The sequence below is a fragment of the Paenibacillus sanguinis 2301083 = DSM 16941 genome, assembly GCF_000374825.1.
Classification (GTDB): domain Bacteria; phylum Bacillota; class Bacilli; order Paenibacillales; family Paenibacillaceae; genus Fontibacillus; species Fontibacillus sanguinis.
The window spans coordinates 19,462-34,317 of the sequence record NZ_KB895380.1 but is presented as its reverse complement, the minus strand read 5'-3'; the positions used below and the strand labels follow the sequence as shown (position 1 = coordinate 34,317).

Genomic DNA, 14,856 nt, shown 5'->3' with positions numbered 1-14,856 from the left:
ATGGTTTCACGCAGTTAATAGCCCTTATGGTTGAGAGAGGTATCCTCCCCCGGTACGAATAGCTGTACGTGCTTCCTCAGATAGCCGTACGGCTATTTCTGTTCCGCTGATCCGGTTGCCCGTTACGCGAAATTCTCTCACGGCGCCAAGCCAAATGCCGCTCGTATTATGTACCGGCCTGGGGCTTTCACCACGGTAAATGGTGTTATCTGTGATAACGACGCTACGCAAGTATCCGCTGCTAACGCCGATATCCGCTTCAATTGCATTATAATAGCTGCCTGTTCCAGTGATGAGGTTGTCCGTAACCGTCACTGCATCCGCATAGATGGAAATGGCGGCATACATATCCTGAGGCAAGGGTTCTTTCTGCGAAGTGACATAGCGGTTGTTGCCCTGATACATATTGTGAATGCGGTTGCCTCGCACCTCCACTCCGGGGGTGGCGATTTTGATGCCCCGTTTGGCGGCATGGTAAATAACATTCCCGGCGATAACGGAACGGGATAAAGGGGAGGAAGCCGGGGGCTTGTCGAAAAAAATGGCATCGGCATCCTCTTTAGGCGTGATATGCGTAATCTGGTTGTTCAGGATGTGTACGCGGCGGGCTATCGTCTGTCCCGGCTCGTTCCAGACCATGATTCCTCGGGCTACAGGGGTTCCCGAGCGTGCTGCGATTCTCGTAACCTCACAGTTCTGGATAACGATATCGGAAGTATTCCCGTAAATCATCACTCCGGCAACGACGGTGGAATGGAGGGGGTCCAGTGAGTTAGCAGGCTGGCTGAGCTGTCGGATGTGGCTGTTCGTGATTTGTACGTCGGAGGAACCGGCATGAATGCCTACCCCCCTGTTCAGACGGTTTCCGCCATCCACGGTGACACCCTCCATCCGTATACCCCGCCCATGGATGGAAATGCCCTCGAAGCCATGAGTGGCCCCTGCCAGCTCCCGGAATAAAAGGACGGGTTGCCCTTTCCCCCGCAGCGTGACACCGCTCGCGAGGGGAAGAGGTTCGTTGACCGCGAGCAGGTAAGTGCCCGGGGGTACGATGATCGTTGCGCCGCGCCCGCTGGCAGCGGCTTGCTCTAATACTCGCAGAAAAATGCGAGTGTCATTGGTAATGCCGTCGCCCTTGGCGCCGGCTTCTTTGACGTTGTAGACGGGAGGGCCGAACAGGAGAGAAGCGGCTAACAGCAGCAAGCCTGAGCCAATCGTCAGAGTGAATACCCAGCGGAAGATTCGACGCGGGGCCGTGAATTTACTCATATGAATTGGCTCCCAGGGCTTTCGGAGCTAGCTTCTCCCAGGCCTCCATATCGGGAATCCAGTAGTATAGCTCCGCTTGGACAAGCGGGTCATAGGCTCTGCCGCTGCGGCCGGGAAATTGCACATAATCTATCTCTTCGGTATCGAGCTGACTGGCCAGCCAACCCAGGCTCAGGATGTCGGCATCGGTAAGGTTGGTGTCGAGAATGTCCTCCTTCACCAGTGTTAGAAGCGTGGGGAGCTGACGCAGGTTATCGGGCGCGAGTATTTTTTTGGCTATGGCCTTAAGCACCCGGACCTGGTTTTGCTGCCGGGCATGATCTCCATCCTCCAGCGATTTACGTTCGCGTACGAACTGGAGGGTGGTCGTTCCGTCCCAATGCTGCTGTCCCTTCGGCAAAGTCTTGTGGTAGTAGGTTAGCTTAACGGGAGCCTCCAGGTTCATATCTACACCGCCGATCGTATTGACGAAATGCTCAAAGCCTTCAAAGTTGGTTTTGACATAGTAGTTAATCGTACAACGGCAGAGGTCGCTTACCGCCTGGATGGCTGATTTGCTTCCGGCATGGCTGCTTTGGCCTTTGCTTTCCGCCAAGGCGTGAGCATGATTGATTTTGGTCCAGCCCACATGGGGCAAATGCACCCGAGTATCCCGGGGGATGGAGATGAGTTGAATCCGGTTATGGTCTGAATTGACATGGACAAGAATCAAGACATCGGTACGCGAGGCTTCCTCTGCTCTGGCATCCGTAGCGAGCAGCAGCAGATTAAAGCTTCTTTGTGCAGCTTGTGAATCTGCCCCCGGTGAGCTGTAATTGTTCTCCTCTACGCCCTCTACAGTTACGGTGCTGCGGTTGGCTTTAGTTGAAGGTGCTTGAGAAGCGGAAGCGGGGGAAGGGGCTAGCTTGTCCTGCCCCTGTCCGGAAACGCTGGGCAGCTTCATAGGCTGCGGAGTGGCCAGCACAGGAATTTCAACATTCCGAAAATGCCGTGACGGCTCGTATTTTAACCCGGCCCAAAGCAGTCCTCCTGCTACGGTGAGCAGGGCAAGGGCAGGAATGATCATCTTTTTGCAGGTTTTCATTTTCATAGGTTCATTCGTCTCCATCCAGGAAAAGGGGATATAGCCAAGTTGCTATTTCGTAGCATTATATGATCGCCAGGTCGTTTGTATTCGGGGTGTGACTTCATAGACTTCATAGTTCTGACCTATTCTAAAATGGAATAGCTAGCGCTTAGCCCTTGCGCAGCAAGAGGTAGAGGACAATCGCTTGCTGTAAATGATATTGATAATTATTCTCAATGGACATAGGATAGTAGGGACGTGATCAAAAAAAGCGAATAGCGTCAATCTGATATCAACAGGGGCGTGACAGTATGACATCGATTAGTGTGAAAGAAGGTCAAGAGATACTGATTCTCACCTATGAGGATCTTTGCAAATATCATGGCGGCGGGGCACTGATGGCGCTTGCGGTAGGATTTCGCATGCAGCAGACGGCCTTTGCCGAGCTTTATCCCGGAGAGGTGCCGCAACGCCGTTCTTTTTCTATTCGTTCAGGACACGCTGGTCCGGGCTTTCGGGATGCCTTTGAATATGTGACCCGGGCCTATACAAGAGGGGCTTATATGATTGATACCTCGGAGCCGGAAGGACAGTACGATCCCTATCGGGAGCAGAGCTATGCCTTTACGGTTACCGGTGACAACGGCCGGGCTGTTCAGCTCATCCTGCGGCCGGACTTTTTGCCGAAAGCCTTTTTTGATTATATGAAGCAAGGGCGCGACGGCAGGATGACGGTGAAGGATGACGAGGCATTCGCTGACTTGAGGCTTGAGCTATCGGAGAGAGCGCTGGCGTTGCCGGCGTCGGAACTGCTGATCGTGAGGAGGTTGGTATAGCTTATGAAGGCAGCCTGTGATTTACCGGGGCCGCTGCGTATAGCGCTGATAGCGTCGGGCACCTACTTCAGCAGTTGGACCAAAGATGAAGTGGATCCTCTGGCCAATCGCCTGCCGGAGGGCGATGTGGTGGACATTTATGAATTAGCGGATCGGCAGCTGGACGGCTACCGCTGCATGTTCATTGACCATATGGCAGACCAGGAGTTCCTTTATCGGCACAAGGACGTCATCTGGAATTATTTGCAGGGCGGCAACGTGGTTGTCTTTTGCGGACATCAGTGTCTTCCCTGGCTGCCGGGGGCCGGTTTGTTCGTGCCGCTAGAGAGGGGCGGGGTGAAGGATTTTAAAATTAAGCTGATGGGAACAACGCCTCATCCGATTTTTTCAACGGTTAGCGCTGAAGAGTTAACATACCGCAAGGGAGTGGCAGGCTTTTTTGCCAGAGGGTATCATCCGGCTCCCTCCGAAGCAGAGGTGCTGATTACTTTGCCCGGCGATGCTCCGGTAACTTATATTGATCGGCGAAGCACGAACGGTACTCTGCTGGTGCATGCAGGAGGCGCCCTTTGGGGTCAAGGGGAACCGATGGACAAAGTGAGGGAGCAGCTCCTGCACTGGCTCGCGGATGAATGTGTCCGAATAGACGAGAGGGGACAGCAGGAATGAGACGAATAGCCGTGATTTACGGCGGTAATGCCCATCAGCACCGAACCTTCAATCAGCCCCGATACCGACGTTGGCTGGAGAAGATAATCTATTTGCCCGAGATGAACGATGCTGCTCTGGATGAAATAGAGGTATTGCTTGTCCCTTCCCAGCTTCATACCGGATTGATGGCTTGCAATAAGGCGGCGATTGATGCTTTTCTGAAGCGGGGCGGGACGGTTGTAGCATGGGGGGCGCAGCCTACCCCGCTGCTTCCTGGCCATGGCTGGGAGTTTCGTCCAACGAATTTCTGGTGGTGGCTTGAGCCGGAGCCAAAGAGTGGACTTGTGCTGACAGCTCCGGAGTTTGGTCTATTTCAGTATGTGACGTTGGAGGATGCGACCTGGCATCATCATGGTTTTTTTCATCCCCCGGCAGAGGCGCGGATCATTATTGAGGCAGAGGGGGAAGGGGCCATCTTCTATGTGGACAAGTCTTCGACACCGGGGACGCTGATTATGATGACGCTTGACCCGGAGTATCACTATGGCTCGTATTTCATGCCTGCCACGGAACGTTTCTTAAATGGTTTTTTTCCTTGGCTCGCCCATGGAGAATGGTAGAAGTCAAAGGCTGGTTTACTATTTTGTACATTATCAATCGGGAGTGTGTTTAATATATGCGATTTTCTTTATCTAAAAGCGGCTTGCTTGCCATACTTGCTGCTGTTCTTCTAATCGCCGGCTGTTCGTCCGGTGCCAGCAGCACTTCTCCGCCGGAGGCGGATAAGACATCATCGCCACCCGCAGTTGCTGAAGACAGCCCGGCATCTGCGGATGTACCGCTGCTGCGTCTGGCCTGGGCCGGAGCCGGTTATCCATCTCCTTTTGCCTTCAGCGCCTCGGGACCAGGAGGATTTCTGAGAAATTCCTTCCTGTTCGATACGTTGACCTGGAAGGACAGCACGGGTGTTATTCCATGGCTCGCCAAGAGCTGGAAAATATCAGAGGATGGCCTGAGCTATACCTTTGAGTTGGAGCCGGAAGTGAAGTGGCATGATGGTCAGCTATTGACTGCAGCGGACGTTGTGTTCAGCTTTGATTATTATAAAGAGCATCCATTTATGTGGACGGGGGATATTTCGCAGATTGAGTCTGTGACGGCTTCCGGGGATTTGCAGGTAACGTTTAGACTGAAGGGGAAATATGCACCATTTCTCAGTGACCTGGTAGGCATTGTGCCGATTATTCCCAAGCATGTATGGGAAACGGTGGACAATCCGGTGGAATATCGTGATCCTGCGGCGCTGGTGGGCACCGGTCCTTACGTGCTGGAGGAATTCGATGAGAAGTCTGGGCAGTATGCTTTCGTTGCTAATGAGAATTACTTCAAAGGTTACGTCAAAGTGAAGGAAATCCAGTACCTTAATCCGTCCAACAAGATATTGGCGCTGCAAAACGGTGAAATCGATGCGACGATGACGACGAGCTATGGTGATGTGGAGCAGCTGACCCAGGCTGGCCTGGATGTGATCCAGAGTGATCCCACCGGCAGTGCGCTGCGGATTACTTTCAACTTGCAGCATGAGCAATTAAAGGACAAGAAGCTGCGTCAAGCTATTGCTTATGCGATTAACCGCGCAGATATGGCGCAGAAGATTACGGGTGCGGAGCCGATGGTCGGCAGCGCTGGCATCATTCCACCGGATTCCGATTGGTTCAATACGAAGGTGAAATCGTACGATTATCAACCGGAAGAAGCGGAGAAGCTGCTGGATGAGCTTGGCTACGTCAAGAATAGCAAGGGCATTCGCGACAAGCTCAGACTGAGTGTGATGGTATCCTCGACCTCCAAGGAGGCTCAGTTTGTACAGGAGGATTTGAAGAAGATCGGGATCGAGCTGACGATCAAGCAGGTGGATGGCGCCGCCTTCACAGCGGCTATGGGGGAAAATCAATACGATATGGCGATTACGGGACATATTGGGCTGAGCGGTGATCCGGACTTCCTGCGCCTGTGGTTTCTGGGTGAAGCCAGCAATGCCTATGCGGCGCGCGGCAAGGTGTTTGACGAGCAAAACTTCCAGCAGCTTGCAGTGAGCCAGAAGGAAGAGCTGGACCCGACAGCTCGCAAGCTGATCATTGATCAAATGCAGGATGTGCTTGCGGATGAATTGCCGACACTGGTGCTCTATCACCGTCCATTCTACTATTTGTATCAGCCGCAGGTTTTTGCCGGCTGGTTCAACACTTCAGGCGGCATTGGCGATGGCATTCCGCTCTGGGATAACAAGGCAGCCTTTATCGATGAAAATCATTAGGCAGACGTCTGTTTATGCCATTGTGCTATTGATCGTTCTGCTGCTCAACTTTTGGCTTCCCCGGCTCCTGCCGGGGGGGCCGATTGACTATTTAAGCAGTGGCGGAGCAGAAGGGAGCATCTTCCTGACCGAGGCGCAAAAGGCAGCGCTACAATCCTACTACCGGCTTGAGGATTCGCTTTGGGAACAATTTGTCTCCTACTGGACGGGTGTGTTCACCTTCGACTTCGGCTTGTCAATTACGTATAAGCAGCCGGTATTCGATGTGATTCTGGTTCGCTTGCCGTGGACGTTGCTGCTTGTTGGCATCGCGACACTGCTATCCATCGCTCTGGGCTTGCTGCTTGGCCTGTTATCGGCTTGGCGATACCCGGGAAGGTCAGACCGCATGCTGTACCTGGGTCTGCTAGGGATGGGCGCTTTGCCCGAGTTTTTGTTAGGTATGGCGCTGCTGATTCTGCTGGCTGTTTACTGGCCGATATTTCCGCTTGGCGGAGCGGAGACCAGCTTTCTGAGGCCGGACAGCGTATGGGAGCGCTGGCTGGATGTGCTGCATCATGCCGCTTTGCCGGCGGCCGCGCTAACGCTGGTACAATTGGCCAGCCTGTATCTGCTGATGCGCAATGAGGCGATCCGGGTTCGGCGCGAGCCCTTCATTGAATTTGCCGAGGCCAAGGGACTGTCTGCACGCACTGTCTTGCTGCGCCATGTGGCTGGCAATGCGCTGCTGCCGATCGTGACTATGATTTTTCTGCGGATCGGCGGTTTGCTGGCCGGCTCGGTGCTGGTGGAAACGGTCTTTGCCTATCCCGGGATAGGCAAGCTGCTGCAGGAAGCTATTCTTGCTCGTGATTATCCGTTGCTGCACGGTTTGTTCTTGATCATGACGATTTTTGTCCTGCTATTGAATTTGCTGGCTGATCTGATCTATCCGTTGCTGGATCCGCGTATTCGTGTTTCGGGCTCCAGGGAGGTTGTCGTATGAGGAAAACAGGTCTTGCTGGACTCAGTATGCTTCTGCTGCTTCTGGCCCTGGCGCTGCTTGGGCCGCTGTTAACGCCTTATTCGCCGTTTGCCAGCGTTGGCGATCGTCTCGCTCCGCCGTCGGCGGCCCATTGGCTGGGCACCAACTCGCTGGGACAGGACATGTTCAGCGGTCTGGTTCATGGCGCGCGCACCTCACTGCTGGTTGGCTTTGCTGTCAGCCTTCTCAGCACGGTATTGAGTGCCCTGCTAGGGCTGGCAGCCGGGTACTGGCGACGGATTGATCCACTGTTGAATGGCCTGGCGAATTTGCTGCTGGTGTTGCCCTCGCTGCTGTTGATTCTGATTGTGACCTCCTTCACTGGCGGGGGCACGCTGCAACTGATTGCAGCGTTGGGACTCCTTACCTGGCCGGGATATATGCGGCTGATTCGAGCCTCCGTGCTGTCGCTTAAGGAGAGGGAATTCGTCAAGGCGGCATATCTCTATAACGCGGGGGCCGGATATATATTCCTCAAGCATCTGTTGCCGTTTCTGAAGCCGTTGCTGGCGGCCAAGTTCATTCTTTCCTTCCGCATGGCGATACTGAGTGAAGCCAGTCTATCCTTTCTCGGCATCGGCGATCCGAACCGGGCATCCTGGGGGAAAATGCTGCAGGAGGCCTTTCAGGCCAATGAGACGTGGCTGACGAATGTGTGGAGCTGGACGGTACTGCCGCCCATGATTGCGTTGCTGGTTGCTACAACCTCGCTTGCCTTGCTCGCGGAAGGGATTCATGGACGGCTTAAGCCAATTGTGCAGCAAAGGGAGCCGGACCAAGCGGAAATGGAGGAAGGATGGGACAATGGAACCGGGGCTGCCGCCGACACTGCTCGTGGACTCGTTGCCAGACGGCTTAAGGTTCAGCTGGGAGGCGCGGTAATAGTGCAGCCAAGCAGCTTTATCCTGGCAAGCGGCTCGGTGACTGCGCTTGTTGGCGAGTCCGGATCGGGCAAGACGACGCTGGCGAGGGCGCTCTATGGCTTGCTTCCGCGAGATGCCTTCACAGGGGAGATCATCTACCTGGGGGATGATGGGCCGTCTGAGCTAAGGCGCTGGCGGGATGCGGCATGGGTTCCACAGGACCCGCGGGCCAGCATGAATCCGTTGCTGAAGATCGGCAAGCAATTTGATGAGGTGCTGAATCACAAAACGCCGAAGGAGGAGCGGCGAAGACAAGCGGAGAAGGCATTGCAGGAGGTACAGCTTGGTGACGAAGTGTTGGAGCGATATCCGCATGAACTGAGCGGCGGAATGCTGAGCCGGGTTGCTATTGCGCTAGCCCTGCTGAACCAGCCGTCACTGCTGATTGCGGACGAGCCAACCGCCGCGTTGGACCCGATTGTCGGGCGCGAGACGGCAGAGCTGCTGCTGCGTAAGGTTCGGGAGCACCAAATGATTTTGCTGCTTATAACGCATGATTGGAAGCTGGCTGCTCATGCAGCGGACCGTATATTGTGGCTGGAGGATGGGAGACTATCGGAATTCCAGCAGGGGGAGCAAGGAATAAAATAGGGGGAAAACGCTATGTTGGAGATAAAGCGGATAACCAAGCGCTATGGCAAGCGAGAATCCTCATTCGAGGCGTTGAGCCGAGTGAATATGAAGGTGGCCGATCAGGAAATTGTAGCGCTTGTTGGTGAAAGCGGCTCTGGAAAATCAACTCTGGCTGAGCTTGTGAGCGGTCTTCAGCAGCCAACAGAAGGTGAAATTCTCTGGTCGCCGGAGGTTGGGAGCGCGCTCGTGACTTCCACAACATCCAGGGCATCCAGGCAGCATCATAAAAGCATTCAGATGGTGTTCCAAAATCCCGATCGTTCATTAAACCCTTACTGGAGGATCAAGGAGATCGTAGCGGAGCCGTTGCGGCTTGCTGGCGTGCCCAAAAAGCAGGCCTGGCAACAGGCGGCAAGCCTGCTGCGTCAGACCGGCCTGCCGGAAGCGCTGCTTGAGCGGCGTCCCAATGAGTGCTCCGGAGGGCAAAAGCAGCGGGTGGCGATTGCTCGAGCCTTGTGCACCAAGCCGCAGCTGTTGATTGCCGATGAGATTACCTCGGCGCTGGATACGCAGACGGAGAAGGGCATTATGCAATTGCTGCTGGCGCTGCGGATTCAGACAGGGATGTCGATGCTTTATATTACCCACAGACTGGATGTGCTGGATGGCTTTGCAGATCGCATTGTGGTAATGAAGCAAGGGCAAATTATCGAAACGGGCACGGTTCATCAGGTGCTGCGAAACCCGCAGCAGGCCTACACCAGAAAATTGCTTGAAGCGAGCTTTTTTGCCTAGAGCCTGGAAATCAGCACATTTACACGATTTTCGGAAACCGGCTCTTGAAGTAGCTTGCGGTCTCACGTATGAAGTCTTGCTCGGGCTCGGTAAGCCGGCTCTTCAGTGGTATGAGCAGCCCGTTGGAACGGGTAAGCGACAGTGAGGAAAGCGGCACGGCAGCCAGCTCGCCGCGAGCCAGCCATTCGGTCACAACAGGCGCAGGAAGGAAAGACAACCCAAGATGGGCCTTAACCGCCTGAGCTATAATCTGAAAATTGCTCATCTGTAAAAATTGTACCCGTGCATTATAGCGTTGCAGATATTGTGAAATTAGCTGATTCATATATTTGCTCTGCGAGAGCAGCAAGGTTTGCCTGTTCAGCTCGCGCATCGCAACTCGCTTGCGGGATGCCCAGGGATGATCAGCAGGCATGACAAGAACAAGCTGTTCCTCAAACAGCTGTCTGGAGGTGAAGTGCTCCTGTAATTGCTCATCCTCTTCGTAAAGGGGCATCAGGGCAAATCTGGCTTGGCCCGCGAGCAGGGCCTGACGAAGATCGGCATAATTCAGTGCATGAATTTCCAGTAACTGATTGGGGAATTTGCGGTGATAGGCATTTAATATTTCCGGCAAATGGCAGGAAGCTATATATTGGCTGGTGTATATGGAACAAATCTGATTATGCTGCAGCACGGAATGGCGTACCTTCTCCTGTGCCTCCATTAGCAGATGAATAGTTTTCCGGCTGTAATTCAGTGCAATTTCGCCAGCAGCAGTCCAGCGAATGCCATTGCCATCCCGAATGAGCAGAGTGGCGCCAAAGTAGGCCTCGAGCTGCTGAACATGCTTGGTGATTGTCGGTTGTGTGCAATAAAGACGCTTGGCGGTCTCGGTGAAGGAATTGCATTCAGCGAGTGTCAGCAAGGTCTCCAGCCTGTCTAGTAATTTCATTGTGTTGTTCACCTCGCGTCGCTGTGACATTTATCACAAGATATCCTTAATCCCATAATAATGATAATCATTCTCAAAATCAATAGCCGAAAAATTTGAATTTTTAATGCTTGTCATTGTCCAACTAGTCTATTTCGTCCCAAGCCTACATACGGTGTTGAAGCGGCAGTTAACGTCATAATGCCATTATATTGGGGAATGGGAGAGTCGGAAGAATGAAGGTGTTGGTAACAGGGGGAGCGGGATTCATTGGTAGTGAGACGGCAAAGCGGTTGAGGGAGCAAGGTGAGCAGGTAGTTGTCGCAGATAATGGAGTCCGGCATGGAGGAAGGCATAGCCTGGAAGCGGATCAGGCAGTGGCCTATTATGCTGTGGATGTGGCGTCTAAAGAACTGGAGGATGTTTTTGCACAGGAGCGGCCGGATGGGGTCATTCATTTGGCCGCACAGACCAGTGTTCGGCATTCCTTAAATCGTCCGCTTGGGGATGCGCAGACGAATATTTTGGGAACGGTGAATGTGCTGGAGCAATGTGTCCGCTACGGGGTGCAAAAGCTTGTGTTTGCTTCCTCGGCTGCTGTATACGGCAATCCCTTGCAACTTCCCATCGAGGAGTCGCATGGAACGGAGCCGTTGTCCTTTTACGGGATGTCCAAACGGGTGGGGGAGAGATACATAAAGGCGTTTGGCGAACGTTACGGGCTGGGCTATACAATCCTGAGATATGCCAATGTCTATGGCATTCGGAAACGCCGGACCGGGGAGGACGGCGTGCTCACGGTCTTTGTCGAGCGGATGCTGGCCGGATTGCCCCTGGATATTTTTGGGGATGGCAGCCAGACTCGTGATTTTATTTATGTTAAGGATATTGCGGATGCAACGGTACTTGCGCTGCGGACGAATCAGAATCACGTCATGAATATTGGCAGCGGCAAGGGGACCTCGCTATTGGAAGTGGTGGAGCTGCTGAAGGAACTCTCCGGGCGTCAGCTGCAGCCGCAGTTCCATTCAGCTTCGGCGGGAGATATCGGACATAGTGTACTGGATAATGGCAAGGCACGTGATGTGTTGTGGTGGGAGCCACAATATACATTGTACGAGGGCCTGCGGGAGATGGTAGAGTTCGAGATGGAAGCCCGCCAGAATCCTCTGCTAGTAGAACGGTTGGGTTATAGTGAAGCATCTATTTCAGTGATTTAAAGGCGAGGCGAGTTAGTCCGGAGAGTGAATATGAGTTGGAATAGCGAGCGAATTCTATAATTATAATCCTCTGTGTCCATAAAGGAGCAGGGGATTTTTTTACGTTGCATACATGCTTGACCGGACGATATGGTATGATCGAAACAGTAAGTTTATGTACATACGCACAATGTGAATGAGGGCGGGATGCTTAATAGACGGGGAGGGGAAAAGGTGCCACTCGATCAGAAGAAGGGGAGCCACGGGTCAGAGCTTCAAGCAGATGCTGGAGATTCATTCGTACAGGGAAGTGAACGGGAAGCTGTAGATAGCGCCTCACTGAAGTGGAATGCCGCAGAGAATGATACGAATCAAAAGCGCGTTTCCTCCCTGCGGAATTCCTTGCGATTATGGCTGTCCTGCCTTATGGAGCACACTTTGCTTCTCCCCATTTGGATTTTGTTCGTTGTTTATGCGTGGCCGGAAGGGCAATCCTTTATTTGGCTAGGAGGATTGCCGCTCTTGTCGCTGATTGGAGCTTTGCTGAGCTTGCGTATGCGCAGGTTATGGCAGCGAGGGGTTATGGCTGTATGCCTGGGGGCGGGGTATGCATCATTGCCGTTGATCTGGCTGCCTCGTCTGGGATTCCCAGGCAGCGATATTACGGCCGGGCCTGCCCGGGTATTATTGATGGTTCAGGCAGCGGCCTTCCTTGGTGCTGCCGTTGTGTGTACCATGCAGGGGTTAACCGCTGCGGCGCGCGAGGGACAATATCGCTTGTACTGGGCGGCAATTGCGAACTATTTTATCGCCGGAATTGTGTTTCCCAAAGTCCCTCTGCTTAGCGACACTGTTCCACTGTTGACTTGGGCCGGGGCTGCTTGCGTAGCAGCCGTACTCTTCGTAACGAATCATCAGCATTTACGTTATAATCTGGATTCGACCGGCTCACATGAACGGTTGCCTGCTGGCTTGAAACGGCATAACCGGCTGTTCATGGCGGCTATAATAGCAGCTTCGCTTTTGCTTGCGGCTGGAGTTGGGCGCTGGATCGGAGGCGTGTTATGGGAGCTGCTTCGCGGGCTGATACAATGGCTGACGCGCTCGCCAGCCCCTGAACCTATCCTGCCGGAAGAGCCGCCTGCGATGCCTGCTCGGCCACCACTTCCTGAAGAGGTCAGTGAGCCTGGTATGCTGGCAGAGCTGCTAAACATCCTTTTTTATGTTTTTGGCGGTTTGGTGATCGCATTGCTGATTGGCGGGGCTATATATTGGCTGTACCGTCATGGTGGAACCCTCTGGCGTAAAAGCATCGCCAGGTTATTATCCTTGTTGCGCCGGGAGTCGCCACTTCCCTCTCAGGAGGTATATCGGGACGAAGAGAAGAACATTTTTAGCTGGGAGGATACGCTGCAAGGCTGGCGTCAGGCAGCTTCACGTTTATTCGGCGTCAGGGCAGCAGCGCCGGAACGATGGGAAGAGATGAAGGATAGCCGCAAGCAGGTACGTTACTTATACCGTCAGTTCTTACGCAAAGAGCGGGATCGGGGGTATAGCTTAAAGGCTGAACTGACCCCAAGGGAAACAGCAGAGGATATACGCTGTGAGCAAGCACGGCAGCCAGAGCTGCGGAAAGCGTCAGGACGCAGATGGAAAGGAAATGCAAGCTCCCAAAGTGGGCCCTGGGGCTTGGAACAAGCCCCAGGAGATTCGGTTATTCAGCGATTGCTTAAGCTTTATTATCCGGCTCGTTATGGCGATAAGCCAATCAACGAAGAGGAAGTGGCAGAGCTGCACCGCAATCTATTGCCGTAATTTTTCGACATCGAATCTTGAATTCAGCCGGGCCTGGCATGTGCTTTCGTCTGAACTCGTACTTATACTAATATAAAGCGAGCTTGCCAGAGGAAAGTGCTTGGCAAGCTCGCTTTTTTACAAGTCTATCATCTATAGAACGGAACGGGTTGTTAGGCCGATCCTTGCTTCATAATCTCAAGCTTTCTGAAACGGTGAGGCTCTTTCTCCAGCAGCTTGAAGGTCAGGTCTTCATGCTCCAGCGTTTCGCCCACGTCCATCGCCGGATTCATGCCATAGAGCCAGCCGCCGATGGTATCCACTTCCTCGGTGCTGAGCCCTGTCAGCAGCACTTCGTTAATCTGATTAACGGTTACGGTTCCCAAGGCAACCACATGATGCTCATTTAGTTGTACGAGTGGATCTTCTTCTTCCTTGTCGAACTCATCCCGGATCTCTCCGACCAGCTCCTCAAGGATATCCTCCAGTGTGACTAGTCCGGCTGTCCCGCCGTACTCATCAATCAGAATAGCAATGTGAGTGCCTTCAGCCTGCATTTTTTTAAGCAATTCGTTGATTGGAGTAACCTCCGACACCGTCATGGCCGGCTGTAGCAAGGAAGCAAGCTCCAGGTCGGGATTACTGTCATAGGATAAGAAAAATTGCTTGGTATTAATGACGCCAATAATATTATCCTTGCTGCCTTCCACCACGGGAAAACGTGTGTATTGCTGTTCCTTGATGATATCCAGATTCTCTTGCCGCGTCTTATCCGTATATAAGCACACCATGTCGGTACGCGGAACCATAATTTCCTTAGCCAGCAAGTTATCAAACGCAAAAACACGATTTACATATCCGTATTCGTTCTGGTTGATTTTGCCGCTTTCAAAGCTTTCGTTAATGATGATTTGCAATTCTTCCTCCGAGTGAGCATCTTCATGCTCGGAGGCGGGCTTGATGCCGATCAGGCGTACAAGCTGGTTGGCCGAGCCATTCAAGGTCCAGATAAACGGGCGCATGATCTTGGTGAACAAGATCAAAGGTCTGGCCGTAAGCAAGGCGATCTCCTCGGATTTGCGAATGGCCATCGTTTTTGGGGCCAGTTCCCCGACAACCACGTGTAAATAAGTAATGACTACAAATGCGATAATAAAAGAAAGCCCACTGCTGACTGCTTCAGGTAATTCAAGGCTTTGAAACACCGGATGAAGTATTTTCTCTACGGTAGGTTCCCCTAGCCAGCCAAGTCCCAGCGCGGTGATCGTGATCCCAAGCTGACATGCTGACAAATAACCATCGAGATTCGAGGTTACCAGTTTCACGGCGGGCGCCCCCTTATGCCCTTCCGCAATTAACTGATCAACCCGGCTCCCCCGGACGCGTACTATCGCAAACTCTACGGCCACGAAAAATGCGGTGAGCGCAATGAGGATTACGACCAAAACCAAGTACAATACCAAAAGCCTGTCACTGTCCATTCTCTACATCTACTC

Annotated in this window: 13 protein-coding genes; 9 read left to right on the top strand and 4 right to left on the bottom strand. The window is 53.1% G+C overall.

What is annotated here, in order from left to right:
* Nucleotides 1-24 precede the first annotated feature (24 nt).
* Together C557_RS0109610 and C557_RS23260 are read right to left on the bottom strand one after the other, a co-directional pair.
* Entirely contained in the window at nucleotides 25-1,269 is a 1,245-nt protein-coding gene (locus C557_RS0109610) for a glycosyl hydrolase family 28-related protein (protein ID WP_018751649.1), read from the bottom strand.
* Nucleotides 1,262-2,359: an LCP family protein gene (locus C557_RS23260; protein ID WP_018751648.1), complete on the bottom strand. Its 1,098-nt coding sequence runs from the start codon at nucleotides 2,357-2,359 to the stop codon at nucleotides 1,262-1,264. The genes C557_RS0109610 and C557_RS23260 overlap by 8 nt, the downstream gene beginning before the upstream one ends.
* A gap of 287 nt (nucleotides 2,360-2,646) precedes the next feature.
* On the opposite strand from C557_RS23260, the gene C557_RS0109600 reads away from it, so the two are divergent.
* Genes C557_RS0109600 through C557_RS0109570 form a run of 7 tightly spaced genes read left to right on the top strand, consistent with a single transcriptional unit; the run spans nucleotide 2,647 to nucleotide 9,454 of the window.
* Nucleotides 2,647-3,171: an FmdE family protein gene (locus C557_RS0109600; RefSeq protein WP_018751647.1), complete on the top strand. Its 525-nt coding sequence runs from the start codon at nucleotides 2,647-2,649 to the stop codon at nucleotides 3,169-3,171.
* A 3-nt stretch (nucleotides 3,172-3,174) separates the two neighbouring features.
* The gene (locus tag C557_RS23255; RefSeq protein WP_018751646.1) at nucleotides 3,175-3,840 is read left to right on the top strand and encodes a hypothetical protein; all 666 of its coding nucleotides are present in this window, start codon (nucleotides 3,175-3,177) and stop codon (nucleotides 3,838-3,840) included.
* On the top strand, nucleotides 3,837-4,442 hold the full coding sequence (locus C557_RS0109590; RefSeq protein WP_018751645.1) for a hypothetical protein: 606 nt from the start codon (nucleotides 3,837-3,839) through the stop codon (nucleotides 4,440-4,442). The genes C557_RS23255 and C557_RS0109590 overlap by 4 nt, the downstream gene beginning before the upstream one ends.
* Nucleotides 4,443-4,498: 56 nt before the next feature.
* Nucleotides 4,499-6,139, top strand: a complete 1,641-nt coding sequence (locus C557_RS0109585; protein ID WP_018751644.1) for an ABC transporter substrate-binding protein — start codon at nucleotides 4,499-4,501, stop codon at nucleotides 6,137-6,139.
* Nucleotides 6,126-7,124 carry an ABC transporter permease gene (locus tag C557_RS0109580; RefSeq protein WP_018751643.1) on the top strand — a complete coding sequence of 333 codons (999 nt, stop codon included), beginning with the start codon at nucleotides 6,126-6,128 and terminating at the stop codon, nucleotides 7,122-7,124. Before C557_RS0109585 ends, C557_RS0109580 begins: the two co-directional genes overlap by 14 nt.
* Nucleotides 7,121-8,677: an ATP-binding cassette domain-containing protein gene (locus tag C557_RS0109575; RefSeq protein ID WP_018751642.1), complete on the top strand. Its 1,557-nt coding sequence runs from the start codon at nucleotides 7,121-7,123 to the stop codon at nucleotides 8,675-8,677. Before C557_RS0109580 ends, C557_RS0109575 begins: the two co-directional genes overlap by 4 nt.
* A 12-nt stretch (nucleotides 8,678-8,689) precedes the next feature.
* Nucleotides 8,690-9,454, top strand: coding sequence for an ABC transporter ATP-binding protein (locus tag C557_RS0109570; RefSeq protein WP_018751641.1), 765 nt, complete (start codon nucleotides 8,690-8,692; stop codon nucleotides 9,452-9,454).
* Nucleotides 9,455-9,473: 19 nt separating this feature from the next.
* Here C557_RS0109570 and C557_RS23250 read toward each other — a convergent pair whose 3' ends face one another.
* The gene (locus tag C557_RS23250; protein ID WP_018751640.1) at nucleotides 9,474-10,388 is read right to left on the bottom strand and encodes a LysR family transcriptional regulator; all 915 of its coding nucleotides are present in this window, start codon (nucleotides 10,386-10,388) and stop codon (nucleotides 9,474-9,476) included.
* A 215-nt stretch (nucleotides 10,389-10,603) separates the two neighbouring features.
* Here C557_RS23250 and C557_RS0109560 point away from each other — a divergent pair, with 215 nt between their 5' ends.
* Both C557_RS0109560 and C557_RS0109555 read left to right on the top strand, forming a co-directional pair.
* A complete protein-coding gene (locus C557_RS0109560) occupies nucleotides 10,604-11,587 on the top strand; it encodes an NAD-dependent epimerase/dehydratase family protein (protein ID WP_018751639.1) in 984 nt (327 codons plus the stop codon).
* A 213-nt stretch (nucleotides 11,588-11,800) separates the two neighbouring features.
* Nucleotides 11,801-13,381 (top strand): DUF4129 domain-containing protein, encoded by a 1,581-nt coding sequence (locus C557_RS0109555; RefSeq protein WP_018751638.1) that lies wholly within the window; start codon nucleotides 11,801-11,803, stop codon nucleotides 13,379-13,381.
* 152 nt (nucleotides 13,382-13,533) lie between these two features.
* On the opposite strand, the gene C557_RS0109550 is transcribed toward C557_RS0109555, so the two are convergent.
* Nucleotides 13,534-14,841: a hemolysin family protein gene (locus tag C557_RS0109550; protein WP_018751637.1), complete on the bottom strand. Its 1,308-nt coding sequence runs from the start codon at nucleotides 14,839-14,841 to the stop codon at nucleotides 13,534-13,536.
* Between the last annotated feature and the right edge of the window lie 15 nt (nucleotides 14,842-14,856).

Excerpts from the sequence above, each read along its gene's own strand:
- C557_RS0109585 (WP_018751644.1), top strand. The coding sequence starts at position 4,499 with ATGCGATTTTCTTTATCTAAAAGCGGCTTGCTTGCCATACTTGCTGCT.
- C557_RS0109575 (WP_018751642.1), top strand. The coding sequence starts at position 7,121 with ATGAGGAAAACAGGTCTTGCTGGACTCAGTATGCTTCTGCTGCTTCTG.
- C557_RS0109600 (WP_018751647.1), top strand. The coding sequence starts at position 2,647 with ATGACATCGATTAGTGTGAAAGAAGGTCAAGAGATACTGATTCTCACC.
- C557_RS23250 (WP_018751640.1), bottom strand. The coding sequence starts at position 10,388 with ATGAAATTACTAGACAGGCTGGAGACCTTGCTGACACTCGCTGAATGC.
- C557_RS0109590 (WP_018751645.1), top strand. The coding sequence starts at position 3,837 with ATGAGACGAATAGCCGTGATTTACGGCGGTAATGCCCATCAGCACCGA.
- C557_RS0109550 (WP_018751637.1), bottom strand. The coding sequence starts at position 14,841 with ATGGACAGTGACAGGCTTTTGGTATTGTACTTGGTTTTGGTCGTAATC.
- C557_RS0109570 (WP_018751641.1), top strand. The coding sequence starts at position 8,690 with ATGTTGGAGATAAAGCGGATAACCAAGCGCTATGGCAAGCGAGAATCC.
- C557_RS23260 (WP_018751648.1), bottom strand. The coding sequence starts at position 2,359 with ATGAAAATGAAAACCTGCAAAAAGATGATCATTCCTGCCCTTGCCCTG.
- C557_RS0109560 (WP_018751639.1), top strand. The coding sequence starts at position 10,604 with ATGAAGGTGTTGGTAACAGGGGGAGCGGGATTCATTGGTAGTGAGACG.
- C557_RS23255 (WP_018751646.1), top strand. The coding sequence starts at position 3,175 with ATGAAGGCAGCCTGTGATTTACCGGGGCCGCTGCGTATAGCGCTGATA.
- C557_RS0109580 (WP_018751643.1), top strand. The coding sequence starts at position 6,126 with ATGAAAATCATTAGGCAGACGTCTGTTTATGCCATTGTGCTATTGATC.
- C557_RS0109610 (WP_018751649.1), bottom strand. The coding sequence starts at position 1,269 with ATGAGTAAATTCACGGCCCCGCGTCGAATCTTCCGCTGGGTATTCACT.